A 14,017-nucleotide genomic window follows, 5' to 3' on the forward strand; every position below is an offset into this window, starting at 1 on the left:
TGGGCATTATCGCGGCTGGCCTGAATGGCCTGCGGGTCGATATCGATGCCGATGGCGCGCGCGGCGCCGAGCTTCAGCGCGGCGATAGCCAGAATGCCGGAGCCGCAGCCGAAGTCGATGACGGTTTTACCCTGCAGGTCGAGACCGTCCAGCCACTGCAGGCACAGCGCGGTAGTGGGGTGGGTGCCGGTGCCGAAGGCCAGACCGGGGTCCAACATCACGTTGACCGCATTCGGATCGGGGATATCGCGCCAGCTGGGGCAAATCCACAAACGTTCGCCGAACTGCATCGGATGGAAGTTATCCATCCATTCACGTTCCCAGTCTTTATCTTCCAGCTGCTCGATTTTGTGTTTGAAACCCGCGCCCAGCAGCGGTTCCTGTTCCAGGATCGCGACGACGACCTTCATGTCTGTCTCGGCATCGTACAGGCCGATCACGTCAGTATCGCCCCACAGGCGGGTTTCGCCCGGCAGCGGCTCAAACACTGGCGTGTCGTGGGTGTCCTGAAACGTGACGGACACCGCGCCGCTTTCGACCAGCGCGTCTCCCAGGGGTTCGGCATGTGCGCCGGAAGTATTAATTTTGAGTTGAATCCACGGCATAACGGCCTCTTACTTAACGTCGGATGAAGTAACGGCGGCGGGCGCAGCGTGCCCGAACCGGTTACCAATAATAAATGCCAGCAGGCTTAACGCCAGAGCGGGGACGATCGGATGGAATCCGCCCCATTGAATTTTGAAACTGGCCAGCAGGGTATAACAGATCGCGCCCCCTAGCATGGCGCTTAACGCGCCCGTCGCGTTGGCGCGTTCCCAATAAAGTCCCAGCACCAGTGGCCACAGGAACACGGCTTCCAGCCCGCCGAACGCCAGCAGATTAAGCCAGATGATCATTTCAGGCGGACGCCAGGAAGCCAGCACGACCAACAGTCCCAGCACTAGCGTGGTCAGACTGGACAGGTGTTTGATGTACCTTTCGTCGGTGGCCCGCTGGGGGCGAACGCTGAGATATAAATCTTTTACGATGGTTGCCGACGCCTGCAGCAGATGCGCATTGATGTTGGACATAATCGCCGCCATCGGCGCCGCCAGAAAAATACCGGCGGCCAGCGGAGGCAGAACGGCGATCATCAGCTCAGGCAGAACCTGGTCGGGGATAGTGAGGTTGGGCAGAATCGCTCTCCCCAGCGCTCCGGCCAGATGCATGCCGAGCATCAGCAGGGTAATGACGATGGTGCCGATGATGATACCGCGATGCAGCGCTTTGCTGTCCCGATAGGAGATACAGCGCACCGCCGTGTTCGGCAGACCGATGACGCCGAAGCACACCAGCAGCCAGAACGAGGTCATGAACGGCCCGGAAAGCACATCGCCGGGACCGTGCGGAGAGACCAGCGCCGGATCGATGTGGCGCAGTTTTTCCACGGCAACGGGCAGGCCGCCCGCAGTATAAATCACGCCAACCACCAACAGTAACGTTCCCACCAGCATCACGATGCCCTGCATGGCGTCGTTGAGCACGCTGGCTCGAAAGCCGCCAAAGGCGGTATACAGCGCAATGGTCACGCCGAAAATCAGCAGTCCGGTGTCGTAGGGGATACCGACCGCCGTTTCGAGCAGACGGGCTCCGCCGATAAACTGCACGGCCATGGCGCCGATGAACGCGACCAGCAGGCTGATACTGGCGAACCAGACCAGCAGCCGACTGCCGTAACGGGCGTACAGCATATCGTTGAGCGTGATCGCGTTATAACGCCGCGCCAGAATCGCGAACTTTTTGCCGAGAATACTGAGTGAAAGCAGCATGGTCGGCACCTGAATCATCGCCAGCAGCACCCAGCCCAGACCGTATTTATAAGCGGCGCCGGGACCGCCGATGAAAGAGCTGGCGCTCACATAGGTACCAATCAAGGTCATGGCCAGAACGAAGCCGCCCATGGACCGGTTACCGAGAAAATATTCGCGCAGGAAATTGCCCTGCTGGCGGCGGGTATAGGCGTAAACGGACAGCCCGAATACCAGCAGCAGGTAAGCGATTAGCGGAATGACGATCTGGCTATGCATCCTCATCCTCCAGCGAAATATCGCGGAACAGATGGCGAACCATCAGCCAGCAAAGAATGATAAAGACCAGCGGCAGCAGCAGGCATGACATCTCGAACCAGTGTGGCAGTCCGGTGATGCCAGCGTCGTTACCCGGCAGATACGCGGCGGCAATCCACAGCAGCAGGTAACCCAGCGTCAGGCCCAGCGCCCAGCGCGCTTCCCGGTGTGCCTGAAGAAAACGTTTATCCATCTTGTTATACAACCCAATCGGTATTCATCAGTAGGCGTGTGCAAAACAGGGGATTTTACGGTATGTGAGCGCGTTGCCTAGCAGGAATTCGCCTCTACGTATGCATGGCCGGGGATAAACAGGCGCGTTTCTGAGTGGGGGAATAGGGGGTGAAAAGCAGTAATTAGCTGAATAATCGTTATTTTATCTGTTAGCCCGGTGAACTAAAAAACAAGGCCGACCGACTGCCCAAAAGCGGTCGGTCGGCCTTTTTTCTCGTCTGCGGGGGGATTACTGCAGGCCGAGTTTTTTCTCCAGATAGTGGATGTTAGTGCCACCATGCTGGAAGTTTTCGTCGTTCAGGATCTTCAACTGCAGTTCGATGTTCGTCTTGATGCCGTCGATGATCAGTTCCGCCAGCGCATTACGCATACGGGAAATCGCTACGTCGCGGCTTTCGCCATAGGTAATCAGCTTGCCGATCATGGAATCGTAATACGGCGGCACGGTATAGCCCGCGTAGATGTGCGATTCCCAACGAACGCCAAAGCCGCCCGGCGCGTGGAAACGCGTGATTTTACCCGGGCTAGGCAGGAAGCTGTTCGGATCTTCCGCATTGATACGACACTCAATCGCATGGCCGCGGACATGAACTTCTTCCTGTTTGATCGACAGCGGCAGACCGGCGGCGACGCGCAGCTGCTCTTTGATCAAGTCTACGCCAGTGACCATTTCGGTTACCGGGTGTTCTACCTGAATACGGGTGTTCATTTCGATGAAATAGAACTCGCCGTTTTCATACAGGAATTCGAACGTACCGGCACCGCGGTAGTTGATGTCCACGCAGGCCTTCGCGCAGCGTTCGCCGATGTAACGGCGCAGTTCGCTGGTGATGCCTGGCGCGGGCGCTTCTTCCAGCACTTTCTGGTGACGGCGCTGCATAGAGCAGTCACGTTCAGCCAGATAGATCGCCTGGCCCTGACCGTCCGCCAGTACCTGGATTTCCACGTGGCGCGGGTTTTCCAGGTATTTTTCCATGTAGACCATATCGTTGTTAAACGCGGCCTTGGCTTCCGCCTTGGTCATGGAAATGGACTGTTCCAGCTCTTTATCGCTGCGTACGACGCGCATACCGCGTCCGCCGCCGCCGCCGGAAGCTTTGATAATCACCGGGTAACCGATGCGTTTAGCAAAGGCGCGGTTCTTTTCCATATCGTCGCCCAGAGGACCGTCGGAACCTGGGACGCAAGGAACACCCGCTTTTTTCATCGCGCTGATCGCGGACACTTTGTCGCCCATCAGGCGAATGGTGTCGGCGCGCGGGCCGATGAAGATAAAGCCGGAACGCTCAACCTGTTCAGCGAAGTCGGCGTTTTCGGACAAGAAGCCGTAACCGGGGTGGATAGCCACCGCGCCGGTGATTTCAGCGGCGGAGATCAGCGCGGGAATGTTCAGATAACTTTTGGTGGACGGCGCAGGGCCGATGCACACCGTTTCGTCAGCCAACAATACGTGTTTCAGGTCACGATCGGCCGTGGAGTGTACGGCGACGGTTTTGATGCCCAGCTCTTTGCAGGCACGCAAAATACGCAGCGCGATCTCACCACGGTTAGCGATAACAATTTTATCTAGCATGGTACGCCCCGTTATTCGATGACAACCAGCGGCTCGTCAAATTCAACCGGTTGACCGCTTTCCAACAGAATGGCTTTCACCACGCCTGCTTTATCTGCTTCGATTTGGTTCATCATTTTCATGGCTTCGACGATGCACAGCGTATCGCCGACGTTAACCTGCTGGCCGACTTCCACAAAAGCTTTCGCTTCCGGGCTTGGCGTACGGTAGAAAGTCCCTACCATCGGCGAACGTACGATGTGACCGCTGACAGCGGCCGGTGCTGCGGCGACTTCGGCTACCGGCGCTTCGGCCACGGTAGCGGTCAGGGCAGGCTGAGGCTGCATCGGCGCATAGGCCTGCTGCATCATCGGGTAAGCCGGTGCGGCAGGGGAACGGCTGATACGTACTGACTCTTCACCTTCGGAAATTTCTAGTTCGGCGATGCCGGATTCTTCAACCAGTTCAATCAGTTTCTTGATTTTACGAATATCCATGAATGGGGTTCCGTACTCTTGTTAATTGGAGATTGACAGGCGTTTCACCGCCGTCTGTAAAGCGTAGCTATAACCATCTGCCCCCAGGCCACAAATGACCCCGACTGCCACATCGGACAGATAGGAGTGGTGGCGGAAGGGTTCACGTGCGTGCACGTTGGACAGATGAATTTCGATAAAGGGGATGGCGACCGCCAGCAGCGCATCCCGCAGCGCAACGCTGGTATGGGTGTACGCCGCTGGGTTGATCAGAATGAAGTCGGTGTTGCCTCTGGCCTGATGAATTCGGTCGATCAGCGTGTGCTCCGCGTTGGACTGCAGATGCGACAGCTGAACGTTCAGCGCCAGCGCTTCTTGTTCCAATCCGTTAACGATTTCCGTCAACGTGGTATGGCCATACTTCTCAGGCTCGCGGGTGCCCAGAAGATTCAGGTTCGGACCGTTCAAAAGCAAAATGTTGAACTTATCTACCATTATGCTGCTATCTCCCGCGATTCGCTTCGTGCTGCACAAAATAGCGCGAAGCTATTCGTTTGTCACCTTTCTAGGTGCAAATTGTCCGATGCTTAAAAACAAAGTCGAGCATTATAACCATTTCGTTGCAATTAGCAGCCAAATAGTGGCCTTATCTGCGGAGATAATCATCGCAGCTCCTGTCGCGCCCTGTACCGGCGTTTTTAATACGCCGTGGTACCGCGGGGCCTCAGCGCCACCACTGGCGAAATTTTTTATAACGCATCAGTAACAAAATGAGGGCCAGAAGAGTATAGAAAATAGGTTGCGGAGACAACGTTTTAACCGACCAAATGTAGTGGATAGGTGCCAGAATAGCGACCAGATAAAGCGCGTTGTGTAATTTTTGCCAGCCGGATCCCAACTTGCGCATCATCGCTTGCGTAGACGTTAGCGCCAGTGCCAGCAGGATGATCCAGCTGACGATGCCGAGCGTGAGATAGGGCCGTGAGAGCAGCTCGCTGACCAGCAGCGAAAGATGACTCAGTCCTAATTCCAGCAGCGCATAGCTTGTCAGATGCATCGTCGCCCAGGCGAAGCACCACAGGCCGACGGGACGTCGGCAGCGCATCAGCAGCGGCTGTTTGCCGTAGCGGGCCAGCGGCGCTATCGCCAGCGTGGCCAAGAGCCATTTCAGTGCGGTTCTGCCGGTAAAATGCTGGATATCTTTCGCCGGATCGGCGCTCAACCATCCCTGGCTCACGGTCAGAAATAGCCACAGTAACGGCAAGATTCCCGCCAGATGAATAAGCACTTTGATCCAAAACAGATGTTGGGGTTTCAAACGCATTCGACGCAGACTCCACGTGTTGGGTACGATCGTGCTCGGATCATTCAGAAGTTCGCCCGCAAATCCAGACCACGGTACAGCGAGGCCACCTGGTCGGCATATCCATTGAACAGCAGGGTCGGTTGTCGCTGCACATCGAGAATACCACCTGCGCCGATTAGGCGTTCCGTCGCCTGCGACCAGCGTGGGTGGTCGACGTGTGGATTCACATTGGCGTAAAAACCGTACTCGTTCGGCGCCGATAAGTTCCAGGTGGAGGGCGGACGATCGTGAGTAAAACGGATTTTTACGATGGATTTGATGTTTTTGAAGCCGTACTTCCACGGCGCCATCAGCCTCAGCGGCGCGCCGTTCTGCGGCGGCAGCGTTTTTCCGTACACGCCGACGGCCATCAATGTCAGCGGGTTCATCGCCTCATCCATCCGCAGCCCTTCGACGTAGGGGTAGTTCAGACCCCCGCCGATAAAGCTGTCCTTCTGTCCCGGCATCTGTTCGGGATCGTAGAGCGTCTGAAAAGCGACATAGCGTGCGTTGCCGGTCGGATTGGCGAAGGCGATCAGTTGGGAGAGGGGAAAACCAATCCACGGGACGACCATCGACCAGGCTTCGACGCAGCGGAACCGATAAATGCGCTCTTCCAGCGCGAAACGTTTGAGAATATCGTCCATGTCCAGCGTAATGGGTTTGGCGACTTCGCCGTCGATCTCGATTTTCCAGCCTTCTGTTTTCAGGCCGCCCGCGTTGGCCGCCGGGTCCGCTTTATCCAGTCCGAACTCGTAAAAGTTGTTGTATCCCGTGACTTTGTCTTCCGGCGTCAGCGGCAGATCCACGCGCCAGTCCGGCGGCTGATTGAAGGTGAGCGGCTTGCCGGGAGGCGCCTTAGGCCGTGGGTCGCCTTTGAGCCAGGATAACAGGTCTGCCTGCGCGGACATCGGCAACGAGAGGCTTGCGGTCGTGATGCCCAGAAATTTCAGTAGCCGACGGCGCTGGTGGAACAGGGCTTCCGGCGTGACATCTGCTTCGGTCGGCGTGCGATTTTTTTTCATGGTATTCCGCCTTTATGCCAGTGTAGTGACTCGATGTGCGGCGCTCCGAACGTGTGCCGCACGATGAATGAGACCCATCCCCGAGGGTGTGCAGGACCGCCGTGCGTGAGTAAAACGAGGGCGAGCGCCGCGAGTGAACGGGTCATGCCCGATGTTCCTAAGCGGTTTTCACACGGCTCCGAATCATAAGGATAGGTCGCACGGTCCTGATGGGACGGTTCTTAATGTATAGATGATTCTGCCGTGCAGAGATTCAGCGTTAACAAGAAAATGTTTCTTCTGTGTCTGAGCGCCATAAAAAAAAGACCACCCGGGATAGGGTGGTCTGAAGAGAAGGGTATTTGGGCGAACTTAACGCAGTTTCACCAGTGTCCGACCGGTGACGCGGTTAGCGATGAGATCGGCGGCGGCGGCGGGAACCTCTGCCAATGAGATCTCTTTGGCAATCTGTTCATAGAACGAGGCGGGCAGCAGTTCGGCCAACCGTTTCCAGGCTTCTTGTCGGCGCGGCGGCGGCGTCATGACAGAATCCACCCCCTGTAACCGTACGTTGCGCAGAATGAACGGCATGACGGTGGTTGGCAGCGCGATACCGCCAGCCAGACCGCAGGCGGCGACCGTCGCGCCGTAATTCATCTGCGCGAGCAGCGTCGCCAGCACGTTATCGCCCACCGTATCGATAGCGCCAGCCCAGCGCTGTTTCTCCAGCGGACGCGGCGCGGCGGTAAATTCCTGTCGGTCGAGCACCTGTCCGGCGCCCAGCTGCCGCAGATAATCGCTGTTTTCCGCTCGACCGCTCAGCGCGGTCACCTGATAGCCCAGCGCATGGAGCAGGGCTATCGCGGTGCTGCCCACGCCGCCGCTGGCGCCGGTGACGATAATCTCGCCATCGGCTGGCGTGACGCCGCCATCTTGCAATGCCATGACGCACAGCATGGCAGTAAATCCTGCGGTGCCTATGATCATGGCCTGACGCGCCGAGAGTCCTTCAGGCAGCGCGACCAGCCAGTCGCTGTTCACTCGAGCCGACTGCGCCAGTCCGCCCCAATGATTTTCTCCGACGCCCCAGCCGGTCAGAATCACGGGCTGGCCGACGGCAAAGGCGGCGGCGTCACTGCTGTGTACGGTGCCTGCGAAGTCAATGCCGGGCACCATTGGAAACTGGCGGATGATTTTGCCTTGGCCTGTGATAGCCAGCGCATCTTTATAGTTGATGCTCGACCAGGATATATCGACGGTCACGTTCCCTTCCGGCAGTTGCGTCGGGTCGATGGTGCGGACTTCAGACACCGTTTTACCCTGGTGCTGTTCGAGAATCAGAGCCTGCATGGCATTACCTCCTTTCGGGGAGCGAACAAATAGGTAGAGGGAAATCAGGTAATGACTATATTGGTAATAGACACGACATGCACTGATAAACCGCAAGGAACAGGCGCCAGTCCCGGTGCCGCATTAATCCGGTTATAGCCGTAGGAGTGAAAGACCCAAGGATGAGATTGACCACCAAACTTTCGATGCTGATGACGACGCTGACCCTATTGGCCATCGTACTGATGTTTGTCAGCAGCATCGCCAGCTTCTTTTACTACAGTCAGAAACGCATGGAGCATCAACTTAAAGCGGTAGCGACCAGCGTCGATCAGGCGCTGCTGGTGAATTCTCCCAGCGAGATCGTGGCGTGGCTGCCGCCGGTAATGAGGAGCCTGGGGATTGTCGAGCTGGAAATTCAGCAGGGGGCGGACAGCAGTGATGTCGTCAGTCTGCCGGAAGACAAGCCCGATGACCGCACGATTATGTATCGCCGGGCGCAGATGTCGCTCATGCAGCACCCGAATATCTCGCTGAAAATGATCTACGTCGATCCGCTGATGGGCTCCCCCCGTTATCTGTTCTCGTTTCTGTCCGTTATGGTGGTGATGCTAGTGATGTCGGTCGCCATCTTTTATGCCGTGCGCTGGCTGCGGCGGCAGATGGCCGGGCAGGAGCGGCTTGAAGAGCGCGCGCAGCGTATTCTCTACGGCGACAGCGAAGTGGTGCCGCCTGGCTCCGGTCGCGAATGGCCGGTTAGCGCCAGCGGCGCGCTCGACAAGCTGTTGGGTGACCTGATGGAGGCCCGGGAAGCCAAGGGGCGCGTGGATACGCTGATCCGCGCCTTTGTCGCACAGGACGCGGAAACCGGTTTGAATAACCGGTTTTTCTTCGATAACCAGCTCGCCACGCAGCTGGAAGATCCGGAGTCCGTCGGCACGCACGGCGTGGTGATGATGGTTCGACTGCCGGATTTCGAGACCCTGCAAGGCACTCACGGTTATGACAGTTCGCTGGCGGAGTATTGCGCAGCCCTGATTAATCAGCTCGCGTTGTTCGTTAGGCGCTATCCGGCCGCGCTGTTGGCCCGCTATCATCAGAGCGATCTCGCGGTGCTGCTGCCGCATCGTACGTTGAAGGAGGCGGACGGCGTCGCGGCTCAGATGGTGCGGGCCGCTGAACGCCTGCCCGCACCCTCTTGCATTGATAAAGACGATATTTTGCATATCGGCATCTGCGCCTACCGCAGCGGTCAGCGTGTGGATCAGGTCATTGAAAACGTGGAAGACGCCACCCGCCATGCCGTATTGCAAGGTGGCAGCGGCTGGTGCGTCTTTGATCGCCGAGTGCCGGAAAAAGGGCGGGGGAGCGTGAAGTGGCGGACGCTGCTGGAAGACACGCTGTCCCGCGGCGGCCCGCGTCTCTACCAAAAACCGGCGATAACCTGCGAAGGTTGGGTGCATCACTACGAGCTCAGCAGCCGCATCGATGATGGCACGCAGGAACTGTTGGAGGCGGAATATATGCCGCTTGTGCGTCAGCTCGGCCTCACCGCCAGCTACGAACGGCTGCTGGTCACCCGTACGCTCGCGCTGATAGCGAGCGATGCCGACGTCACGCTGGCGATCCCCATCACCGTGGATTCCCTGCTACAGCCGTCATTCCTGCGCTGGCTATGCGAAACGCTGCAACAGAATACGCAGGACCAGCGTCATCGTTTGCTGCTGGAACTGGCCGAGGCCGACGTCTGTCAGTATCTCGGACGTCTTCGTCCTGTGATTGCCGAGCTGACCGGATTGGGCTGTCGGCTGGTGGTGGCGCAGGCCGGTCTGACGCTGGTGAGCAGCGCCTACATCAAGTCGCTCCCGGTCGAAGTGATTAAGCTGCATCCGGGGCTGGTGCGCGGCGTCGATCAGCATCCGGAGAATCAGCTATTTATCCACAGTCTGACCGAAGCCTGCGTGGGGACAAAGACGCGCGTTTGCGCCGTCAGCGTTCGTACCCGCAAAGAGTGGCTGGCGTTATTGGATAAGGGCGTTCGTGGCGGTCAGGGCGAGTTGTTTGCCAACTCGACGCCCGTCGGGAATACGCTGAAAAAATATTCACAGCCGTTCTATGTTTAATGTGAATGTCCGGCCCGATTTAGCGTAGAATGAGCGCGCCGTGGAGAGCATGTCGTTACTGCTGATATCACCGCGAAAATGTTAGATTTTATGTCCGTTGTCGGCGCAAATTTTCGGGATTGTGCGCGGCCAGTCTAGATGCCGCCTGAGGGGATCCCCCTCCATGAGTTACGTGCCTAACCCAAATTTGTGCGACATACGTCTTTTTCACCGTAGCAGAGCCTGTTCGCGCCTTGTCGCTGCTGCGTGTGGTTGGTAAAGTAGGCGGATTTTATTTATTTCCGCCCCCAGCTTGCAGGATTATCCTTTAGTTATGTTTAAGAAATTTCGTGGCATGTTTTCCAACGACTTGTCCATCGACCTGGGTACCGCCAATACCCTGATTTATGTAAAAGGACAGGGCATTGTACTGAACGAACCTTCCGTGGTGGCGATTCGCCAGGACCGCGCTGGTTCTCCGAAAAGTGTTGCCGCAGTAGGCCACGACGCCAAACAGATGTTAGGTCGTACGCCGGGCAATATCGCGGCTATCCGTCCGATGAAGGATGGGGTGATTGCCGATTTCTTCGTGACTGAGAAAATGCTGCAGCACTTTATCAAACAGGTGCATAGCAACAGCTTCATGCGCCCCAGCCCGCGCGTATTGGTCTGCGTTCCCGTCGGAGCGACCCAGGTCGAGCGCCGCGCCATCCGTGAATCCGCACAGGGTGCGGGCGCGCGCGAAGTGTTCCTGATCGAAGAACCTATGGCGGCGGCTATCGGCGCGGGACTGCCTGTGTCTGAAGCGACCGGCTCCATGGTGGTGGATATCGGCGGCGGTACAACAGAAGTGGCGGTGATCTCCCTGAATGGCGTGGTCTACTCCTCTTCGGTCCGCATCGGCGGCGACCGCTTCGACGAAGCGATCATTAATTACGTTCGCCGCAACTACGGCTCGCTGATCGGCGAAGCGACGGCGGAACGCATCAAGCACGAAATCGGCTCCGCCTACCCGGGCGATGAAGTCCGTGAAATCGAAGTGCGCGGTCGTAATCTGGCTGAAGGCGTGCCGCGTGGCTTCACGCTGAACTCCAACGAAATTCTGGAAGCCCTGCAGGAGCCGCTGACCGGCATCGTCAGTGCGGTCATGGTCGCGCTGGAACAGTGTCCGCCCGAGTTGGCGTCCGACATTTCCGAACGTGGCATGGTGCTGACCGGCGGTGGCGCTCTGCTGCGTAACCTGGACCGTCTGCTGATGGAAGAAACCGGCATTCCTGTGGTTGTCGCGGAAGATCCGCTGACCTGCGTTGCGCGTGGCGGTGGTAAAGCGTTGGAAATGATCGACATGCATGGCGGCGATTTGTTCAGCGAAGAATAATCCGGCCTGCCAGAAATAAAGAAGGGGGAAACCGTATGGATGAAGGTTTTTTGAGTTCATCCCGTCTGGTGGCCCCCTTTTTCTTTGTCGAGGAATACGCCATTTTATGAAGCCGATTTTTAGCAGGGGACCCTCCCTGCAACTGCGACTTTTTCTTACTGTCATCACCGCGATTGTCATCATTATTGCTGACAGCCGGCTCGGTACGTTTGTCAAAATCCGCACCTATATGGATACCGCCGTCAGCCCGTTCTATTTTCTGGCGAACGGCCCGCGCGCGGCGTTGGACAACGTGTCGGCCAAGCTGACCTCCCGGGAGCAGCTGGAGCGCGAGAATACGGCGCTGCGTCAGGAACTGCTGTTGAAGAACAGCGACCTGTTGCTGCAAGGACAGCTTAAGCAGGAGAACGCGCGGCTGCGCGAACTGCTGGGCTCCCCGCTGCGTCAGGACGAACACAAGATGGTGACGCAGGTTCTTTCCGCCGGGATTGACCCCTACAGTGATCAGGTGGTGATCGACAAAGGCGCCGTCAACGGCGTGTATGAAGGCCAGCCGGTCATCAGCGATAAAGGCGTCGTCGGACAGGTGATCGCCGTTGGGCAACTGACTAGCCGCGTACTGCTGATTTGCGATGCCTCGCATGCGCTGCCGATTCAGGTGCTGCGTAACGACATCCGCGTGATTGCCGCAGGTAACGGTTGCACGGAAGATTTGCAGCTGGAGCACTTGCCGAACAATACCGATATTCGCGTCGGAGATGTGCTGGTCACATCTGGTCTGGGGGGACGCTTCCCCGAAGGCTATCCCGTGGGCGTCATTTCTTCGGTGAAAGTCGACACTCAGCGCGCCTATACTGTGATTCAGGCCCATCCCACGGCGGGACTGCAGCGTTTGCGCTATCTTCTCCTATTGTGGGGCGGGGATAACGACGCCCACGCGGCTATCTCACCTCAGGAAGTGCAACGGGTGGCGAACGAACGCCTGATGCAGATGATGCCGCATGTGCTGCCGTCGCCTGACTCAATGGGACCGCCAGCGCCCCCGGCAAATGCCGCTTCTCCGACGGACAGCGCCCCCGTGGGCGGTCGTGCGCCGGGAGGCGAGCAATGAACCGTTATCGTCGTAACGGCAACTGGATCATCTGGCTGTCGTTCCTGATAGCGCTGGTGTTGCAGATTATGCCGTGGCCGGATGAGATCTACATGTTCCGTCCCTCCTGGCTGACGTTGCTGCTGATTTACTGGGTGATGGCGCTGCCGCACCGGGTGAATGTGGGAACCGGCTTCATTCTGGGGATCATCACTGATTTGATTCTCGGCGCGACGCTCGGCGTGCGTGCGCTGGGGCTGAGCATCGTGGCCTACCTGGTGGCGTTTCGCTTCCAGCTCTTCCGCAATATGGCGCTGTGGCAGCAGGCGTTAATCGTGATGCTGCTGTCGCTGATGCTGGATCTGTTGATCTTCTGGGCCGAGTTTCTGGTTCACGATGTGGCGTTCCGCCCGGAAGTGCTGTGGAACTGCGTGGTTGATGGCGCGCTGTGGCCGTGGCTGTTTTTACTGATGCGGAAAATCCGCCGTCAGTTCACCGTACAATAGAGGTCGTGCATGACAGCACTGTATTTGGCGTCATCGTCTCCCCGGCGTAAGACCCTTCTGGGAATGCTGGAGATCCCGTTCGTGACGCTGACGGCTGAAGTGGAAGAGCAGAGACGGCCTGACGAAACGCCGGAACATTATGTGAGCCGTCTGGCGCAGGATAAAGCGGCGGCCGGTGTGGCCGTGGCGCCGGAGGATCTCCCTGTGCTCGGCGCGGACACCATCGTGGTGCTGGACGGCGACGTGCTGGAAAAACCGCGCGATGAGGCACATGCCGCCGAGATGCTACGGGCGCTGTCCGGCCGTCGGCATCAGGTGATGACGGCCATCGCACTGGCCGATAAAGAGAAAACATTAAGTCAACGTGTGGTCACCGAAGTGGTTTTTCGGCGGCTCTCAGAACAGGATATCGTTAGCTATATTGCCAGCGGTGAACCCATGGATAAAGCCGGCGCCTATGGTATCCAGGGCAAAGGCGGGTGCTTCGTGAAATCCATCGCCGGGAGTTACCACGCCGTTGTGGGACTGCCGCTGGTGGAAACCCTTGACTTGTTCAGCCGATTTGCCGAACTGCGTACAGCAAGAGGAACCCATGACCGCTGAGTTACTGGTAAACATTACACCGTCAGAAACGCGCGTCGCTTACATTGATAACGGCACGATGCAGGAAATTCACATCGAACGTGAAGCCAAGCGCGGCATCGTCGGCAACATCTATAAAGGGCGGGTCAGCCGCGTGCTGCCCGGCATGCAGGCGGCGTTTGTCGATATTGGTCTGGATAAGGCCGCTTTTCTGCACGCCTCCGACATCATGCCGCACACCGAATGCGTGGCGGGCGATGAACAGAAAAATTTCCACGTTCGCGACATCGCTGAGCTGGTGCGTCAGGGGCAGG

Annotated in this window: 15 protein-coding genes; 6 read left to right on the forward strand and 9 right to left on the reverse strand. The window is 57.8% G+C overall.

The genetic code is table 11. The features are described from left to right. The 9 genes from prmA to Q7O77_RS07010 form a co-directional block, all read right to left on the reverse strand. The coding region (gene prmA, locus Q7O77_RS06970; RefSeq protein WP_304164864.1) for a 50S ribosomal protein L11 methyltransferase at positions 1 to 605 on the reverse strand (605 nt) is incomplete at its 3' end. A 9-nt stretch (positions 606 to 614) separates the two neighbouring features. Beyond that, positions 615 to 2,066 carry a sodium/pantothenate symporter gene (gene panF / locus Q7O77_RS06975; protein ID WP_304164867.1) on the reverse strand — a complete coding sequence of 484 codons (1,452 nt, stop codon included), beginning with the start codon at positions 2,064 to 2,066 and terminating at the stop codon, positions 615 to 617. Further along, positions 2,059 to 2,298, reverse strand: coding sequence for a YhdT family protein (locus tag Q7O77_RS06980; protein WP_304164869.1), 240 nt, complete (start codon positions 2,296 to 2,298; stop codon positions 2,059 to 2,061). Before Q7O77_RS06980 ends, panF begins: the two co-directional genes overlap by 8 nt. A gap of 270 nt (positions 2,299 to 2,568) precedes the next feature. Continuing rightward, positions 2,569 to 3,912: an acetyl-CoA carboxylase biotin carboxylase subunit gene (gene accC, locus Q7O77_RS06985; protein ID WP_304164871.1), complete on the reverse strand. Its 1,344-nt coding sequence runs from the start codon at positions 3,910 to 3,912 to the stop codon at positions 2,569 to 2,571. An 11-nt stretch (positions 3,913 to 3,923) separates the two neighbouring features. Continuing rightward, a complete protein-coding gene (accB, locus tag Q7O77_RS06990) occupies positions 3,924 to 4,388 on the reverse strand; it encodes an acetyl-CoA carboxylase biotin carboxyl carrier protein (RefSeq protein ID WP_094118123.1) in 465 nt (154 codons plus the stop codon). 21 nt (positions 4,389 to 4,409) lie between these two features. Next, on the reverse strand, positions 4,410 to 4,862 hold the full coding sequence (gene aroQ / locus Q7O77_RS06995) for a type II 3-dehydroquinate dehydratase (protein WP_085652988.1): 453 nt from the start codon (positions 4,860 to 4,862) through the stop codon (positions 4,410 to 4,412). A 229-nt stretch (positions 4,863 to 5,091) separates the two neighbouring features. Continuing rightward, positions 5,092 to 5,691 (reverse strand): protein-methionine-sulfoxide reductase heme-binding subunit MsrQ, encoded by a 600-nt coding sequence (gene msrQ, locus Q7O77_RS07000; protein WP_304164876.1) that lies wholly within the window; start codon positions 5,689 to 5,691, stop codon positions 5,092 to 5,094. Positions 5,692 to 5,735: 44 nt separating this feature from the next. Continuing rightward, on the reverse strand, positions 5,736 to 6,737 hold the full coding sequence (msrP, locus tag Q7O77_RS07005) for a protein-methionine-sulfoxide reductase catalytic subunit MsrP (RefSeq protein WP_304164878.1): 1,002 nt from the start codon (positions 6,735 to 6,737) through the stop codon (positions 5,736 to 5,738). Between the two features lie 351 nt (positions 6,738 to 7,088). Next, the gene (locus Q7O77_RS07010; protein ID WP_304164880.1) at positions 7,089 to 8,066 is read right to left on the reverse strand and encodes an MDR family oxidoreductase; all 978 of its coding nucleotides are present in this window, start codon (positions 8,064 to 8,066) and stop codon (positions 7,089 to 7,091) included. Between the two features lie 161 nt (positions 8,067 to 8,227). Between Q7O77_RS07010 and csrD the strand changes: the two genes are divergently transcribed. The 6 genes from csrD to Q7O77_RS07040 form a co-directional block, all read left to right on the forward strand. Then, on the forward strand, positions 8,228 to 10,168 hold the full coding sequence (gene csrD / locus Q7O77_RS07015; RefSeq protein WP_304164882.1) for an RNase E specificity factor CsrD: 1,941 nt from the start codon (positions 8,228 to 8,230) through the stop codon (positions 10,166 to 10,168). 313 nt (positions 10,169 to 10,481) lie between these two features. Next, positions 10,482 to 11,525, forward strand: a complete 1,044-nt coding sequence (mreB, locus tag Q7O77_RS07020; RefSeq protein WP_003855260.1) for a rod shape-determining protein MreB — start codon at positions 10,482 to 10,484, stop codon at positions 11,523 to 11,525. Positions 11,526 to 11,631: 106 nt separating this feature from the next. Then, a complete protein-coding gene (gene mreC / locus Q7O77_RS07025) occupies positions 11,632 to 12,636 on the forward strand; it encodes a rod shape-determining protein MreC (protein WP_304164886.1) in 1,005 nt (334 codons plus the stop codon). Further along, entirely contained in the window at positions 12,633 to 13,121 is a 489-nt protein-coding gene (gene mreD / locus Q7O77_RS07030; RefSeq protein ID WP_304164889.1) for a rod shape-determining protein MreD, read from the forward strand. The genes mreC and mreD overlap by 4 nt, the downstream gene beginning before the upstream one ends. Before the next feature lie 9 nt (positions 13,122 to 13,130). After that, complete coding sequence (locus Q7O77_RS07035; RefSeq protein ID WP_304164892.1) at positions 13,131 to 13,724, forward strand: nucleoside triphosphate pyrophosphatase; 594 nt, start codon at positions 13,131 to 13,133, stop codon at positions 13,722 to 13,724. Next, on the forward strand, positions 13,714 to 14,017 hold a 304-nt coding region (locus Q7O77_RS07040), incomplete at its 3' end, for a S1 RNA-binding domain-containing protein (RefSeq protein ID WP_304164894.1). The genes Q7O77_RS07035 and Q7O77_RS07040, both read left to right, overlap by 11 nt.

The organism is Lonsdalea britannica, assembly GCF_946477055.1.
Classification (GTDB): domain Bacteria; phylum Pseudomonadota; class Gammaproteobacteria; order Enterobacterales; family Enterobacteriaceae; genus Lonsdalea; species Lonsdalea britannica_A.

Bases quoted from the DNA above. Each gene is read 5' to 3' on its own strand.
- panF (WP_304164867.1), bottom strand. From the start codon at position 2,066: ATGCATAGCCAGATCGTCATTCCGCTAATCGCTTACCTGCTGCTGGTA.
- Q7O77_RS06980 (WP_304164869.1), bottom strand. From the start codon at position 2,298: ATGGATAAACGTTTTCTTCAGGCACACCGGGAAGCGCGCTGGGCGCTG.
- accC (WP_304164871.1), bottom strand. From the start codon at position 3,912: ATGCTAGATAAAATTGTTATCGCTAACCGTGGTGAGATCGCGCTGCGT.
- accB (WP_094118123.1), bottom strand. From the start codon at position 4,388: ATGGATATTCGTAAAATCAAGAAACTGATTGAACTGGTTGAAGAATCC.
- aroQ (WP_085652988.1), bottom strand. From the start codon at position 4,862: ATGGTAGATAAGTTCAACATTTTGCTTTTGAACGGTCCGAACCTGAAT.
- msrQ (WP_304164876.1), bottom strand. From the start codon at position 5,691: ATGCGTTTGAAACCCCAACATCTGTTTTGGATCAAAGTGCTTATTCAT.
- msrP (WP_304164878.1), bottom strand. From the start codon at position 6,737: ATGAAAAAAAATCGCACGCCGACCGAAGCAGATGTCACGCCGGAAGCC.
- Q7O77_RS07010 (WP_304164880.1), bottom strand. From the start codon at position 8,066: ATGCAGGCTCTGATTCTCGAACAGCACCAGGGTAAAACGGTGTCTGAA.
- csrD (WP_304164882.1), top strand. From the start codon at position 8,228: ATGAGATTGACCACCAAACTTTCGATGCTGATGACGACGCTGACCCTA.
- mreB (WP_003855260.1), top strand. From the start codon at position 10,482: ATGTTTAAGAAATTTCGTGGCATGTTTTCCAACGACTTGTCCATCGAC.
- mreC (WP_304164886.1), top strand. From the start codon at position 11,632: ATGAAGCCGATTTTTAGCAGGGGACCCTCCCTGCAACTGCGACTTTTT.
- mreD (WP_304164889.1), top strand. From the start codon at position 12,633: ATGAACCGTTATCGTCGTAACGGCAACTGGATCATCTGGCTGTCGTTC.
- Q7O77_RS07035 (WP_304164892.1), top strand. From the start codon at position 13,131: ATGACAGCACTGTATTTGGCGTCATCGTCTCCCCGGCGTAAGACCCTT.